General features: G+C 64.9%; 14 protein-coding genes. 10 read left to right on the forward strand and 4 right to left on the reverse strand.

Features of this window, described 5'->3' with window-relative positions; translation table 11 throughout:
* Positions 1-267: 267 nt before the first annotated feature.
* The 5 genes from AC5V87_RS26365 to AC5V87_RS26385 all read left to right on the forward strand — a co-directional run bounded on the left by AC5V87_RS26365 (position 268) and on the right by AC5V87_RS26385 (position 5364).
* Positions 268-1185, forward strand: coding sequence for an ABC transporter permease subunit (locus AC5V87_RS26365; protein WP_456843301.1), 918 nt, complete (start codon positions 268-270; stop codon positions 1183-1185).
* Between the two features lie 10 nt (positions 1186-1195).
* Positions 1196-2521 carry a high-affinity branched-chain amino acid ABC transporter permease LivM gene (livM, locus tag AC5V87_RS26370; protein ID WP_456837677.1) on the forward strand — a complete coding sequence of 442 codons (1326 nt, stop codon included), beginning with the start codon at positions 1196-1198 and terminating at the stop codon, positions 2519-2521.
* Positions 2518-3348, forward strand: a complete 831-nt coding sequence (locus AC5V87_RS26375; protein WP_456837676.1) for an ABC transporter ATP-binding protein — start codon at positions 2518-2520, stop codon at positions 3346-3348. The genes livM and AC5V87_RS26375 overlap by 4 nt, the downstream gene beginning before the upstream one ends.
* Positions 3345-4085, forward strand: a complete 741-nt coding sequence (locus AC5V87_RS26380; RefSeq protein ID WP_495368161.1) for an ABC transporter ATP-binding protein — start codon at positions 3345-3347, stop codon at positions 4083-4085. The genes AC5V87_RS26375 and AC5V87_RS26380 overlap by 4 nt, the downstream gene beginning before the upstream one ends.
* A gap of 160 nt (positions 4086-4245) precedes the next feature.
* Positions 4246-5364, forward strand: coding sequence for a branched-chain amino acid ABC transporter substrate-binding protein (locus AC5V87_RS26385; protein WP_456837674.1), 1119 nt, complete (start codon positions 4246-4248; stop codon positions 5362-5364).
* Between the two features lie 82 nt (positions 5365-5446).
* On the opposite strand, the gene AC5V87_RS26390 is transcribed toward AC5V87_RS26385, so the two are convergent.
* A complete protein-coding gene (locus tag AC5V87_RS26390) occupies positions 5447-5833 on the reverse strand; it encodes a response regulator (RefSeq protein WP_456837673.1) in 387 nt (128 codons plus the stop codon).
* Between the two features lie 228 nt (positions 5834-6061).
* Here AC5V87_RS26390 and AC5V87_RS26395 point away from each other — a divergent pair, with 228 nt between their 5' ends.
* The 3 genes from AC5V87_RS26395 to AC5V87_RS26405 all read left to right on the forward strand — a co-directional run bounded on the left by AC5V87_RS26395 (position 6062) and on the right by AC5V87_RS26405 (position 10284).
* Positions 6062-8887, forward strand: coding sequence for a PAS domain S-box protein (locus AC5V87_RS26395; protein ID WP_456837672.1), 2826 nt, complete (start codon positions 6062-6064; stop codon positions 8885-8887).
* 138 nt (positions 8888-9025) lie between these two features.
* Positions 9026-10021 carry a P1 family peptidase gene (locus tag AC5V87_RS26400; protein WP_495368162.1) on the forward strand — a complete coding sequence of 332 codons (996 nt, stop codon included), beginning with the start codon at positions 9026-9028 and terminating at the stop codon, positions 10019-10021.
* Between the two features lie 50 nt (positions 10022-10071).
* Positions 10072-10284, forward strand: a complete 213-nt coding sequence (locus AC5V87_RS26405; RefSeq protein ID WP_456837670.1) for a KTSC domain-containing protein — start codon at positions 10072-10074, stop codon at positions 10282-10284.
* An 8-nt stretch (positions 10285-10292) separates the two neighbouring features.
* Here the strand turns inward: AC5V87_RS26405 and AC5V87_RS26410 are convergent, their stop codons facing one another.
* On the reverse strand, positions 10293-11096 hold the full coding sequence (locus AC5V87_RS26410) for an EF-hand domain-containing protein (protein ID WP_495368163.1): 804 nt from the start codon (positions 11094-11096) through the stop codon (positions 10293-10295).
* A gap of 253 nt (positions 11097-11349) precedes the next feature.
* On the opposite strand from AC5V87_RS26410, the gene rpe reads away from it, so the two are divergent.
* Entirely contained in the window at positions 11350-12051 is a 702-nt protein-coding gene (gene rpe / locus AC5V87_RS26415) for a ribulose-phosphate 3-epimerase (RefSeq protein WP_456837668.1), read from the forward strand.
* A 287-nt stretch (positions 12052-12338) separates the two neighbouring features.
* Here rpe and AC5V87_RS26420 read toward each other — a convergent pair whose 3' ends face one another.
* Positions 12339-12524, reverse strand: coding sequence for a hypothetical protein (locus tag AC5V87_RS26420; protein WP_456837667.1), 186 nt, complete (start codon positions 12522-12524; stop codon positions 12339-12341).
* 28 nt (positions 12525-12552) lie between these two features.
* On the opposite strand from AC5V87_RS26420, the gene AC5V87_RS26425 reads away from it, so the two are divergent.
* Positions 12553-12744: a hypothetical protein gene (locus tag AC5V87_RS26425; RefSeq protein WP_456837666.1), complete on the forward strand. Its 192-nt coding sequence runs from the start codon at positions 12553-12555 to the stop codon at positions 12742-12744.
* 211 nt (positions 12745-12955) lie between these two features.
* Here the strand turns inward: AC5V87_RS26425 and AC5V87_RS26430 are convergent, their stop codons facing one another.
* Complete coding sequence (locus AC5V87_RS26430; RefSeq protein ID WP_495368164.1) at positions 12956-14389, reverse strand: protein kinase domain-containing protein; 1434 nt, start codon at positions 14387-14389, stop codon at positions 12956-12958.
* Position 14390: the final 1 nt, after the last annotated feature.

Here is a 14390-nt window from a genome sequence, read left to right on the forward strand (position 1 = left end):
AACTCCCTTGTTGGACGTCAGAGCGGAGATAACCGGCCGCCCGCATTTTGGTTGCCCCCAGGAACCCGGTTCCTCGCACCTGCGGAACCGCCGAAATGGCGTTCGTAGCCGAAATGACCTCTGTACAAGCCTCGATGCCAAGGCCTGGGCTGTTGCGGCGGCCAGTTCCCTCCTGTTAGAAAACGAGACGAACGCTCAAGGGCTGCCGGGGCCCAAGAACTCTCTCAAGAGCTCCCTTTGAGCCGCGTCAGGTTGGTACGGCAGTCCATGGATTATTTCGCCCAGCAGCTCATCAACGGCCTCGTGCTTGGCTCGATCTACGGCCTCATCGCCATCGGCTACACGATGGTCTACGGCATCGTCGGCATGATCAATTTCGCCCATGGCGATATCTTCATGATCGGCGGCTTCATCGCGCTGATCACTTTCCTGATCCTGATCTCGCTCGGCCTGACCGCGATCCCGGTCATTCTGCTCGTCGTGCTCCTGGTCTCGATGACCATCACCGCACTCTATGGCTGGACCATCGAGCGCATCGCCTACCGCCCGCTGCGCCATTCCTTCCGCCTGGCCCCGATGTTGTCGGCGATCGGCATGTCGTTCGTTCTGACCAACTATTCGCAAGTTGCGCAAGGCGCGCGCGTCAAACCGATCCCGCCATTCATCACCGGCGGCTACACCCTGCATGAGAGCCCGGACGGTTTCGTCATCCAGCTCTCCAACATCCAGATCATGGTGGTCATCACCACCATCGTGCTGCTGGCGATCTTCACCTGGCTGGTCTCACGCACGCGGCTCGGGCGCGACATGCGCGCCTGCGAGCAGGACCAGACCATGGCGGCGCTGCTCGGTGTCGACGTCGACCGCACCATCTCCATGACCTTCGTGATCGGCGCCGCGCTCGCCGCGGTCGCTGGCCTGATGTACCTGCTCTATTACGGGCTGGTCGATTTCTTCATGGGCTTCGTCGCCGGCATTAAGGCGTTCACCGCGGCCGTGCTCGGCGGCATCGGTTCGCTGCCCGGCGCCATGCTCGGCGGCCTTGCGATCGGCCTGATCGAGACGTTCTGGTCAGCCTATTTCTCGGTCGAGTACAAGGACGTCGCGGCGTTCTCGATCCTGATCGTCGTGCTGATCTTCATGCCGACCGGCCTGCTCGGCCGTCCCGAAGTCGAAAAAGTCTGACGGTCCGCGCGTGACAGTCCTCTCGCCAGATACCACATCCGCAAGTCGCGCCTCCGGCATTCTCCCCCTTCTGAAGACAGCCTTCGTCAACGCACTGATCGCGCTGGTTATGTTCTCGCTGATGGTCGGCATCCGCACCGAGGCGGGCTCCGAGGGCCAGCTCACCTATTGGACGCGCTACGGCGAGCTTGCATCCCTCGTTGCCGCGGTGTTCGGCGGCTCGATCGTGATCGAGCTGCTGCGGCAATGGATCGGCCCAACCGGCGCCGAGAAGCTGGTACCACCAGCCGTGCAGAGCAGCATCTCGTTCATCGGCCGCTATCTCGCGCCGGCGCTCTTGATCTTCACGTTGCTGGTGCCCGTCATCTTCTATAACCAGCGCTACATCCTCGACCTCGCCATCCTCGTCCTCACTTACGTCATGCTGGGTTGGGGATTGAACGTGGTGGTGGGCCTCGCCGGCCTGCTCGATCTCGGCTACGTCGCCTTCTATGCGGTCGGCGCCTATTCCTACGGGCTGCTCGCCACCAATTTCGGGTGGTCGTTCTGGATCTGCCTGCCGCTCGCGGGCATTCTCGCCGCGTTCTGGGGGGTGCTGCTCGGCTTTCCCGTGCTGCGCCTGCGCGGCGACTATCTCGCCATCGTGACGCTCGCCTTCGGCGAGATCATCCGCCTCGTCATCATCAACTGGCAGGAGCTCACCGGCGGCCCCAACGGCGTTTCCGGCATTCCGCGCCCCACTCTCTTCGGCATTCCGCTCGACAACAGCGACGACGGGCTCGCTGCAAAGCTCGGCATCGAGTACTCCCCGACCCATCGCATCGTCTTTCTGTTCTATCTGATCCTGGCGCTCGCGCTGCTGACCAACTGGGTCACGATCCGGCTGCGCCGCCTGCCGATCGGCCGCGCCTGGGAAGCCTTGCGCGAGGACGAGGTCGCCTGCCGCGCGCTCGGCATCAACACGACGACGACAAAGCTCACGGCGTTCGCGACCGGCGCAATGTTCGGCGGTTTTGCCGGCGCGTTCTTCGCGACGCGCCAGGGCTTCATCAGTCCCGAGTCCTTCACCTTCCAGGAATCGGCGCTGGTGCTCGCCATCGTCGTGCTTGGCGGCATGGGCTCGCAGCTCGGCGTTGCGCTTGCCGCCCTCACCATGATCGGCGGCTTCGAGCTGTTCCGGAGCCTGGAGGGCTACCGCATGCTGGTGTTCGGCATGGCGATGGTGCTGATCATGATCTGGCGGCCGCGCGGCCTGATCGGCCATCGCGCCCCGACCGTGTACCTGACCAAGGCGCAGGCGATCTCCTCCGACCTCGTCAAGGAAGGGCACGGATGAGCGGCGACAAGATCCTCAGTGTTGACCGGCTGACCATGCGCTTCGGCGGCATCGTCGCGGTGCAGGACCTGTCCCTCGCGGCCGAGCGCAAGAAGATCACCGCGCTGATCGGACCGAACGGCGCCGGCAAGACCACCGTGTTCAACTGCATCACCGGCTTCTACAAGCCGACCGGCGGCGCCATCCGCCTCACCCATGACGATGGCAGGGTGATCGCGCTGGAACGGCTGAACGATTTCCGCATCGCCAAGCAGGCCAAGGTGGCGCGCACCTTCCAGAACATCCGTCTGTTTCCCGGCATGACTGCGCTGGAGAACCTGATGGTGGCGCAGCACAACGCCTTGATGCGCGCCTCCGGCTTCACCTTGCTTGGCCTCGTCGGCGCGCCCGCCTACCGGGAGGCCGAAAAGCAGGCAATCGACCTCGCCACCGATTGGCTCAGGCGCGTCAATCTGCTCGAGCGCGCCGATGACGCTGCCGGCAATCTCGCCTATGGCGACCAGCGCCGGCTCGAGATCGCGCGCGCGATGTGCACCGAGCCCGCGCTTCTATGCCTCGACGAGCCCGCCGCCGGCCTCAACGCGCGCGAGAGCGCCGCTCTCAGCGAACTGCTGCTCTCGATCCGCAACGACGGCACCTCGATCCTGCTGATCGAGCACGACATGTCGGTGGTGATGGAGATCTCCGACCACATCGTGGTGATGGATCATGGCGTCAAGATTGCGGAAGGCTCTGCCCGCGAGGTCCGCGACGATCCCAAGGTGATCGCCGCCTATCTCGGCACCGACGAGGAGGAGGCGGCGGCGGTGATGGAGAGCGGGTCGTGACGTCGCCCACTCCCCTGCTCGCGATCCGAGGCCTTCGCGCTGCCTACGGCAAGATCGAGGCGCTGAAGGGCGTCGACGTCGAGATCAATGCCGGCGAGATCGTGGCACTGATCGGTGCCAACGGCGCCGGCAAGTCGACGCTGATGATGACGATCTTCGGCAAGCCCCGCGCCCGCTCGGGCCAGATCCTGTACGAAGGCCGCGACATCACCGGCGTTCCCACCCACGAGATCGCGCATTTGCGCATCGCGCAATCGCCGGAAGGACGCCGCATCTTCCCGCGCATGAGCGTTGCCGAGAACCTCCAGATGGGTGCGGATGCCACCGGATGCACGGACGCGGAACGCGAGACGACGCTGCAACGCGTCTTCACGCTGTTCCCGCGGCTGAAGGAACGCTACGCTCAGCGCGGTGGAACCCTGTCGGGTGGCGAGCAGCAGATGCTGGCGATCGGCCGCGCCTTGATGAGCCGGCCCCGCCTGCTCCTGCTCGACGAGCCCTCGCTCGGGCTCGCGCCGCTGATCGCCCGCCAGATTTTCGATGCGATCCGCACCCTGAACCGGCAGGACGGCCTCACCGTGCTGATCGTCGAGCAGAACGCCAACCACGCGCTCAAGCTCGCCCATCGCGGCTATGTCATGGTCAATGGCCTGATCACGCTGGCGGGCACCGGCGCAGAGTTGCTGCAGCGCCCTGAGATCCGCGCCGCGTATCTGGAAGGCGGCCGGCACGGCTGACCGGGCTTGAGGCGGACCGCTTGCGGCGGAATGTGGCGAGATATCTCCGCACATGCCCGTATTTTGCCGGTGACTTCTCCTCGAATTCATTCAAGAATGGCGCCGGTTTGGACCGGGCTAGCCCGGCAATTTCCACAGGCGACCACCCGCGAGGTATCTCATGAAATCACTGAAGCTCATCGGTCTGGCATTCGGCGCATCGCTCGCGCTGTCGAGCGCGGCATTCGCGCAGGATGTCACCGTCGCAGTCGCTGGCCCGATGACCGGCGGCGAATCCGCCTTCGGCCGCCAGATGAAGAACGGCGCCGAGATGGCCGTGGCCGACATCAACGCCGCCGGCGGCGTCAATGGCAAGAAGCTCGCGCTCTCCGTCGAGGACGATGCCTGCGATCCGAAGCAGGCACGCTCGGTGGCCGAGAAGATCGCCAGCGCCAAGATGCCGTTCGTCGCCGGGCATTATTGCTCGTCGTCGTCGATTCCCGCCTCGGAAGCCTATGCCGACGGTAACGTGCTGCAGATCACCCCGGCCTCGACCAACCCGCTGTTCACCGAGCGCAAGCTCTGGAACGTGGCGCGCGTCTGCGGCCGCGACGATCAGCAGGGCCTGATCGCGGCGCAGTACATCGCCAAGAACTACAAGGGCAAGAACATCGCCATCCTCAACGACAAGACCACCTACGGCAAGGGTCTTGCGGACGAGACCAAGAAGGCGCTCAACAAGGCCGGCATCACCGAGAAGATGTACGAGTCCTACAACAAGGGCGACAAGGACTTCAACGCGATCGTCTCGCGCCTGAAGCGCGAGAACATCGATCTCGTCTATGTCGGCGGCTATCATCAGGAGAGCGGCCTGATCCTGCGCCAGATGCGCGACCAGGGTCTCAAGACCGTGCTGATGGCCGGCGACGCGCTCGCCGACAAGGAGTACGCCTCGATCACCGGCCCCGCCGGCGAAGGCACTCTGTTCACCTTCGGCCCCGATCCGCGCAACAAGCCGACCGCCAAGAAAATCGTCGACGCCTTCAAGGCCAAGGGCATCGATCCCGAAGGCTACACCCTCTACACCTACGCGGCGATGCAGGTCTGGTCGCAGGCCGCCAAGAAGGCCGGCAGCACCGACGCCAAAAAGGTCATGGAAGCGATGAAGGCCGGCAAGTGGGATACCGTGATCGGCCCGATCGAATATGACGCCAAGGGCGACATCAAGCAGATCGACTACGTCGTCTACAAATGGGACGCCAAGGGCGGCTACGCCGAGATCAAAGGTAACGGCACCTAACCGCGCTCGCCGGGCCTGAGGGCCACTATCCCGATTATCAACGCGCCCCGGCTCGCCCGGGGCGTTTCTTCTTGCGGCAAGCTCAGACGGCCGCGGGCAGCTCGCCGCAGGCGGCGGCCTGGGCCCTCCGCAACGCCTGCAGCAGATCGTTCGGGCGAAACGGCTTTTGCAGGCAGACCACGTTGGCGAGGTGGGACGATTGTTCCATGAAGTCGAGGGCCGTCATCCCGGACACCGCTATGACGGGAAGGCCCGGCGCACGCTCGCGCAGGGTCGCGATGACGTCGACGCCACTGGTGTCACCAAGGAAGATGTCGATGATCGCCGCATCGAACGGCTCGTCCGCGAAGGCTTTCAGCCCCGCAGCACCGCTCTCCGCCTCCACGACCTCGAAACGATTGACCCGCAGCACGATCGCGATCATCGCGCGGACGTCCTTCTGGTCGTCGATGATGAGAACGCGGGGCATGGGGGCCAACTCCCGACAATCAGGATCGAAATCGTCTGATTTAAACCTGGAACCCGCCGCGGCGGACGGGCATTATGACACCGTCCAGTAAAGCGCATCTTACCCGCCGCCCATTCCGTGTTCCCATCCCAGTTAAGTAAGTTCTAACCTTCGGTTGAGTCGCGGTCACAACGGCTCGGGAATCGAGCCCAGAACACGCTACCATGGAGCAAGGCTGCGGGACTCCGGATGAAGTCGGCGAAGATGGCGAAGACCGGTCGGCGAGAGGTGGACGTGCCCGCAACGATAGACCGAAGCACATTCCTTTCGACCCTGCCGGCGACCTCGACTGACCGCAGCGCAGCATTGTGGATCGTCGGCGTGTCCTCGGTCCTGTTCGCGCTGGCCGTGCCTTTCGCGGGTATCCCGCTGTTGCCGGTCCCAGCCTTCGTGGCAAGTTATCAATCCGCCCTCGCCGTCAGCGACATCGTCACGGCCGTGCTGTTGCTGTCGCAGTTCGCGGTCTTGCGGACCCGCGCACTCCAATGGCTTGCGACCGGCTACCTGTTTACCGCCGCAGCCGCGCTGCTCCATGCCCTCACCTTCCCGGGCCTGTTCGCCCCGACCGGGCTCTTCGGCGCCGGTAGCCAAACCACGGTCTGGCTCTACATGATTTGGCACGGCGGCTTCCCGCTGTTCGTGCTGGGCTATGCCTGGCTGAAGGAGAAGGACGGCGGTCCCAAGGTCCAGAGCACGATGAGCGCCGCCATCTATGCGAGCGTCCTCGGCGTCATCGCCGTGATGGGCTTGTTCGCCTGGATCGTGACTGCTCATCACGATCTGCTGCCGGTCCTGCTGCGCGACGGCCGCTACACGCCGGCCATGATCGGCGTCGTGTCCTTCGTGTGGTCCTTGAGCTTTGCCGCTCTCGTCTCGCTCTGGTTCCGCAGGCCGCATTCGGTGATCGACGTCTGGCTCATGGTGGTCATGTGCGCCTGGCTGTTCGACATCGCGCTCTCGGCCATCGTGAACGACGCCCGCTTCGATCTCGGCTTCTACGCCGGCCGCCTCTACGGCCTCTGCGCCGCAACCTTTGTCCTCGCCGTGCTGCTGATCGAGAATGTCCGTCTGCAGGCGCAGACCGCGGGCATGGTCGACGCCTTGAAGCGCCGATCGGATGAGGAGCGCAACTATCACGTCGAGCGCGAACGGCTGTTCACCGCCGTCGTCGAATCCTCCAACGACGCCATCATCACCAAGTCGCTCGACGGCACCATTACGACCTGGAACAGTGCGGCCGAGCGCGTCTTCGGCTACTCCGCCGATGAGGCGATCGGCCGTTCCATCGACATCATCATGCCGGAGGATCAGCGCGACGAAGTCGCCGAGAACCTGGCCCGCACGCGCAACGGCGAGGTCATCGACCAGCAGGAGACGGTGCGGCTGCACAAGAGCGGCCAGCCGATCGACGTGGTGCTGAGCCAGGTCCCGCTGCGATCGAGCGATGGCAAGATCATCGGCGCCTCCAAGGTGGCCCGCGACATCACCGAGCGGAAGCGGACCGAGACCGCGCTCAACCGCGAGATCGAGGAGCGTCAGCGCATCTTCGAGACCTCCCAGGACCTCATCCTGGTCACCGACGGTTTCGGCAATTTCATCCAGGTCAGCCCCAGCGTGAAGAACATCCTGGGCTTCAGCCCGGAGGACATGGTCGGGCACAGCGCCGTCGAGTTCATCCACCCCGATGACCTCGAGAAGACCAGGAACGAGATGCGCGCGGCCAGGCGTGGCGCAGTCAAGCGCAGCTTCGAGGCGCGCTACTATCACCGCGACGGGCACGAGGTGACGCTGAACTGGATGGGCACCTGGTCCGAGCCGGTGAAGCGCCATTTCTTCATCGGCCGCGACCTCACCGAGAAGCAGGCCGCCGAGGCCCAGCTCAGGCAGGTCCAGAAGATGGACTCCATTGGCCAATTGACCGGCGGCGTCGCCCACGACTTCAACAACGTGCTGACGGTCATCACCGGCACGATCGGCATCCTGGCCGATGCCGTCGCCGACCGGCCCGAGCTCGCCGCCATCACCAAGCTGATCGACGATGCCGCCGAGCGCGGCGCGCAACTGACCAAGCATCTGCTCGCCTTCGCCCGCAAGCAGCCGCTCCAGCCGCGCGAGATCGATGTCAATGCGCTGGTGCTCGAAGCCGCCAAGCTGCTGCATCCAACGCTGGGCGAGCAGATCACAATCATGCCGCAGCTGACCGAGGATGCCTGGCCGACGCTCGTCGACCCGGGCCAGCTCTCCACGGCGATCCTCAATCTCGCGCTGAACGCGCGCGACGCCATGCCCGACGGCGGCACCCTCGTGCTGGAGACCCGCAACGTCTTCCTCGACGACGGCTATGCCAGCATGAACCCCGACGTCGCCGCCGGCAATTACGTGATGATCGCGGTCAGCGACACCGGCAGCGGAATTCCGGCTGAACTGATCGACCGCGTGTTCGATCCGTTCTTCACCACCAAGGATGTCGGCAAGGGCACGGGCCTCGGGCTCAGCATGGTGTTCGGCTTCGTCAAGCAGTCCGGCGGCCACATCAAGATCTACAGCGAGGAAGGACACGGCACCAGCGTGAAGATCTACCTGCGGCGGTCGAGCGGCGTGCAAGAGACCGAGTACGAGGCGCTCCAGAACGTGCCAATCGCCGGCGGCGACGAGAAGATCCTGATCGTGGAGGACGACGCGTTGGTGCGGCAGTACGTCGTGACCCAGGTCAAGAGCCTCGGCTATACCGCACTCGAGGCTGCCAATGCGGCCGAAGCTCTCGCCATCATCGACGCCGACGAGAACATCGACCTGCTGTTCACCGACGTCATCATGCCCGGCAACATGAACGGCCGGCAGCTCGCCGACGAGGCGGCACGGCGGCGCCCTGACCTGAAGACGCTGTTCACCTCGGGCTATACCGAGAACGCCATCGTGCATCACGGCCGGCTCGATTCCGGCGTGCTGCTGCTGGCCAAGCCCTACCGCAAGTCCGAGCTCGCCAAGATGCTCAGGACGGCGCTGGCGAGTTGACCGGCGCGGATGCCTTGCGCGGCGTCAATCATTTCAACACGACGAAAGCTCGCGGCGCAACCGCGATTGACGGGCCCTTCCGCCGGCGGATAATGCCGCCCTTCGCATCGCAAAAATCGAACGTGAGGAACCGTCGCCGTGAACAACCTGCTGACCGACATCGCCGGCGTCCGCGTCGGCCACGCCGAAGATGCGAAAATCGCCTCGGGCGTGACGGCGGTCGTGTTCGACCAGCCGGCTGTTGCCGCGATCGACGTGCGCGGCGGCGGCCCCGGCACCCGCGAGGATGCCCTGCTCGATCTCGCCAACACGGTCGAGCGCGTCGATGCGATCGCGCTGTCCGGCGGCTCGGCCTTCGGACTCGAGACCGGCGGTGGCATCCAGGCCTGGCTCGCCGAGCAGGGCCGCGGTTTCCGCGTCCGCGAGGCGCTGATCCCGATTGTGCCGGGCGCAATCCTGTTCGACCTGCTCAATGGCGGCGACAAGGCCTGGGGGCGCTTTGCGCCCTATCGCGACCTCGGCTACGCCGCGGCGGCCTCGGCGGCATCCGATTTTGCGCTCGGCAGCGTTGGCGCCGGTTTTGGCGCCACGACGGCGACGTTCAAGGGCGGGCTCGGCTCGGCGTCCGCCATCACGAGCAGCGGCGCCAGGGTGGCGGCCATCATCGCCGTCAATGCGGTCGGCAGCGTCACCATCGGCGACGGCCCGTGGTTCTGGGCGGCGCCATTCGAGATGGGCGGCGAGTTCGGCGGACGCGGCCTGCCAAACAAGTTCACGGAAGACATGCTCCGGATGCGCATCAAGGGCGGCCCCGCCGCGGCCGAGCGCGAGAACACCACGATCGGCGTCGTCGTCACCGACGCCACGCTGACCAAGCCCCAGGCCAAACGCCTTGCCATGATCGCGCACACGGGTTTTGCCCGCGCGATCTATCCGGTGCATGCGCCGAACGACGGCGACGTGCTGTTCGCCGCCGCGACCGGCGAGAAGCCGGTCGAGCCGCTCGTCGGCCTCACCGAGCTCGGCATGGTCGCCGCCAACGTGGTCGCGCGCGCGATCGCCCGCGGCGTCTACAGCGCGAATGCCCTGCCGTTCCCGGGCGCGCAGCCGGCGTGGAAGGATCGGTTCGGCTAGAAACGAAATGGCGGATCTGGCGTTTCCCTGATGGGCCAAGGTGCACCATCATGCCGTCTTCCGTGATCAGCTTCTTTCGCTATGCACCCGACACACGTGAGCTGAAGGTGACTTTCGTCAGCGGTCGCGTCTATGCCTACGAAGATGTTCCGCCCGAGGCCGTCGCCGCATTCAGGGGCGTGCGCTCGAAGGGAACGTTCTTCAACCAGCAGATCCGTGACCGCTATGCCTGTCGCGAGATCACGCGCAAATACTCCGACTAGGACGAAGCTCACACGCTCATCGACATCGACGAAGCCGCGGACCCCGCCGCCGGCTGCGCCTGGCGCTGCATCATCTGTCCGAACCAGTCATAGGGCGAGTTGCCGCCGCCATTCGCACTGGACGAACGGGAGGCGCCCGGCACCGTCGTCGACATCTTGAAGCCATCGGCATAGGTGACGGTGGTGGTGGCCGAGCCGTCGGCATTGGTCGTCGTGGTCGAGGTCGATCCGCCGCTCGACGAGGACGAGGAGTCCGAGCCGCCGGATGCCTCGCCCGCGCCGCTCGCGCCACGCGCATGATGGCCGTGATGGCCGCTCTTCAGCGCCTTCGACATCTCGTCCATGCTGACGCTGCCGTCGGAATTCGTGTCCATCTTGGAGAAGACGTCATCGGCCTGCGCCAGATTGGTACCGCCGGCTCCGAGCGCGTTCTCGAATTCGGACTGGGTGATGTTGCCATCGCCGTCCGCATCGATCTGCGAGAACAGGTCCTTCAGCGCCGCTTCCCGGCTCGTCGACGTCGAGGAGGCAGAGCCCGACGAAGCCGAGCTGCCGGTCGCGTCCGACGACTGGCTCTGCGCCGCGATCAGCGCGCTCATCGTCTCCGGCGAAATCTGTGCGCAATTGCCTGAGTTGACCGACGAGGTCGCGCCGCTGCTCGTGCCGCTGCCGCTGCCGCTGTCGATCGCAAACGGATTGGTCGCCGCGCTTTGCAAGGATCCGGTCTTCTGCGTCGAGGTGGATGATTTCGAGTTTGTCAGCGACTGGATCGCATCGAGCGCGCTCGATACGGCACCAAGGGCGAACAACATTGCACAACTCCAACCGATGCGGCATGCCGCGGCCAATGTTCTGGCGGTGAAGTCAGCAAGCGTCGTGCCAGCGTAAAAAGCTAATGAAATCCGCCCGCGCCGCACCTGGCGGGGTGCGGGAACACCGGCAATTCATGCCGGTCGCGGCAGAAATTTCCGCCCACAGGAAGCACGCCTCCCCTGCATTGCCCGGCGTAGATGCCCATGTTAGGCGGAGCCTGATCTTCCTACGGCCGCCACGGGAAACCGCGTCATGACCCAAGCCTTCGCCCCCCGCCCTCTGGCCATCGCGCCCTCGATCTTGGCTTCGGATTTCTCCAGGCTGGGCGAAGAGGTGCGCGCGGTGGACGCTGCCGGCGCCGACTGGATCCATCTCGACGTGATGGACGGGCACTTCGTTCCCAACATCTCCTACGGTCCCGATGTCATCAAGGCGATGCGCCCGCACACCAAGAAGATCTTCGATGCGCATCTGATGATCTCGCCCTGCGATCCCTATCTCGAGGCCTTTGCGAAAGCCGGCTGCGACCACATCACCGTGCATGCTGAGGCCGGCCCCCATCTGCACCGTTCACTTCAGGCGATCCGCGCACTCGGCAAGAAGGCCGGCGTCTCGCTCAATCCGGCCACCCCGATCGGCGTGCTCGAATACGTCATCGACCTCGTCGACCTCGTGCTGGTGATGTCGGTCAATCCCGGCTTTGGCGGTCAGGCTTTCATCCCATCCGCGATCGGCAAGATCCGCGACATCCGCGCGATGACGGCGGGCCGCCCGATCGACATCGAGGTCGACGGCGGTGTAGGCTCCGACGTTGCGGGCGCGCTGGCAGCAGCCGGCGCCAACGCCTTCGTCGCCGGCACCTCCGTGTTCAAGGGCGGCACGCAGGACGCCTACAGGACCAACATCGCCGCGATCCGTAACGCTGCGCTCGGCGCCCGCGGCGAAGCGATCTGAGCTGATCAGGAGGCGCCGCGGCGACGAAAAATCCCGCGGCTCCTATGGGTGTTGCAGCGCGCAATGCCTAAAATTGCAACTTCGATCCGTACTCATCCGGACTTCACTGATTCGCGCAAATCACCCCAACTGAGTCCTGTCTGCTTTTGACGGGAGCACATCATGACGACGACCCTGGTTTGGACTGGCGTGGCGTTGTGGCTCGGGTTCAATGCTGCGATTGCGGCTCGCTGCATCTACGTGACGCGACCGGTGAGGGCTGCGGCTTCCGCCCGCATCATCCACCATCATCGTCGCCGGAGCTGAGCGCCGTGCAGATCGCGCTCGTGAAACGCCAGCCAAAGCGCAGGTGCCGGATCCCGCGTCGGCCGCATCCGGGCCTCGACCATTTCTTCGGTCGCCTCGAATGCACCGATGGCACGCTGGACGACGATGCCGGGCTCGACAATCCGTATCTCGACCAACGTCACCACTGAGACTTCCTTCTTCCGGAACGACCCCATGAACCCGCACTGCCCGAACTGCCTGAAGGAAATGACCAAGGCATCCGCGTCGCGTAGCCTTTACAATTGCGAGCCCTGCCGCGAGATCATCCAGTACTTTGGCGGCGGCGCAGATCATTGCGAAACCGGCCCGCACTTCTCCTGGCCGGTCCGCCGCAAGCGCGCCGTCCACACCGCTCACGCGGTGTGATCTTTCCCAAAGCATGATCCGGAAAAGTGCGCAGCGGTCTTCCGAAAAGATCATGCGCAAACAACAAGCTAAAGCGCGATGATGTTCATCCAACTCTCATCGCGCTTTTAGAGCATGGTCCGGAAACGTGCGCCGCGCTTTTCCGAAAAGATCATGCATGCTCAAACAACAACCTAAAGCGCGCTGATGTTCATCCAACTCTCATCGCGCCTCAGCCCCACACCACGCCGGCGTCTGGTTTGGCCGCGGCCATCCGCGGCGGCCGCACCACCGTGACCGTGCAGGTCGCCTCCGCGGCCACTTTGGCCGAGACGCTGCCGAGCCAGGTACGCTTGAACGAATTTTGCCGCGCGCCGATGATGACGTGGTCGACCTGGTTGACCTCGGCAAATTCCAGCAGCGCCGTGGCGGGATCGACCGCCTCCAGCACGTGAACCGACAGCCGGCTCTCGTCGAGCTTGAGCGGCGTCGCCCAATGCCGGAGCGCCACCAGGCGGTCGATGTGCTTGTTGGAGCCCTGCTCGTCGAGCGTCTTGTCAATGGCGATGCGGTTGAGCTTGAGGACATTGACGCAGGCAAGTCGCGCCGAAGGTAACGTCGCCAGAATGCGCTCTGTGGTAATGCGCAGCGCCTCGTTCAGCTCCGGCGCGCCTTCGGCGGTATCGAGCGCCACCGCGAGGATCGGACTCGATGCGATCTGTTCCGCGACGTCAGATTTGGCGCGCGGCCGCATTACGCCCTGATTGAAGCGGCGCCGCCAGGCGACGCTCAGCGGATCGCGCTTCAGCCGCTCCGAGCGCGCGGTGAGCTTGACCTGGTCCGGATGGGCAAGATCGAACGCAAGCTGGGACGCGGTCGGATAGCGCCACACCGGCTCGATCTCCAGACACCGCAGCACGATCTCCTGGAGCCAGGGCGGATAGTCGGCGCGCAATGCCCGCGGCGGATGCGGATCGCGCCACAGCCGCCGCCGCATCGCGCGCAGCGTCTCGCCCTCGCCGAACGGGCGCTCGCCCGTGGTGAAGAAATAGAGCAGCACGCCGAGCGAGAACAGATCGCTGCGCGGATCGTCGCGCACGCCCAAGAGCCGCTCCGGCGCCATGTAGGGCGCGGTGCCGTAAGGCAGGCGGAACTCCTCCTGCAACAGATCGGGCAGATGGTCATGATGCGACAGGCCGTAGTCGATCAGCACCGCCTCTCCGCTCTCGCGGAACATGATGCTGCTCGGCTTGATATCGTGATGGATCACGTTCTGCCGGTGCAGGTCGGCAAGCCCGGTCGCGACCTTGGCGACGAGCTGCCGCGCCTCGTCGTAAGGCAGCGGCAGATCGGGGAGCCGCTTGTAGAGCGTGGTGCCGGCGATGCGCTCGATCACGACATAGGCTTGATGCGCGAAGTCGCCGGTGCCGAAACACGACGGCACGTGGGGCCCTGCAAGCCGCGGCAGGATCATCATCTCCATCTCGAAAGAGACGATCGCGGCGGGATCCTCGCCCTCCGACACCCGCGGGATCTTCATCAGCAGCGGCACGTCGATGCCGGGATGGGTGACCGTCCACAGCGTCGCCATGCCGCCGGCATGGACGCATTCGCCGATGGTGTAGCCGTCGATGACGGCGCCTGTCTTGACCAGGGGTTTGGGCATC

The sequence above is a fragment of the Bradyrhizobium sp. SOJA106 genome, assembly GCF_059448745.1.

Bases quoted from the DNA above. Each gene is read 5' to 3' on its own strand.
- AC5V87_RS26405 (WP_456837670.1), top strand. From the start codon at position 10,072: ATGCCGTCTTCCGTGATCAGCTTCTTTCGCTATGCACCCGACACACGT.
- AC5V87_RS26430 (WP_495368164.1), bottom strand. From the start codon at position 14,389: ATGCCCAAACCCCTGGTCAAGACAGGCGCCGTCATCGACGGCTACACC.
- rpe (WP_456837668.1), top strand. From the start codon at position 11,350: ATGACCCAAGCCTTCGCCCCCCGCCCTCTGGCCATCGCGCCCTCGATC.
- AC5V87_RS26390 (WP_456837673.1), bottom strand. From the start codon at position 5,833: ATGCCCCGCGTTCTCATCATCGACGACCAGAAGGACGTCCGCGCGATG.
- AC5V87_RS26410 (WP_495368163.1), bottom strand. From the start codon at position 11,096: ATGTTGTTCGCCCTTGGTGCCGTATCGAGCGCGCTCGATGCGATCCAG.
- AC5V87_RS26395 (WP_456837672.1), top strand. From the start codon at position 6,062: ATGAAGTCGGCGAAGATGGCGAAGACCGGTCGGCGAGAGGTGGACGTG.
- AC5V87_RS26385 (WP_456837674.1), top strand. From the start codon at position 4,246: ATGAAATCACTGAAGCTCATCGGTCTGGCATTCGGCGCATCGCTCGCG.
- AC5V87_RS26425 (WP_456837666.1), top strand. From the start codon at position 12,553: ATGAACCCGCACTGCCCGAACTGCCTGAAGGAAATGACCAAGGCATCC.
- AC5V87_RS26365 (WP_456843301.1), top strand. From the start codon at position 268: ATGGATTATTTCGCCCAGCAGCTCATCAACGGCCTCGTGCTTGGCTCG.
- AC5V87_RS26375 (WP_456837676.1), top strand. From the start codon at position 2,518: ATGAGCGGCGACAAGATCCTCAGTGTTGACCGGCTGACCATGCGCTTC.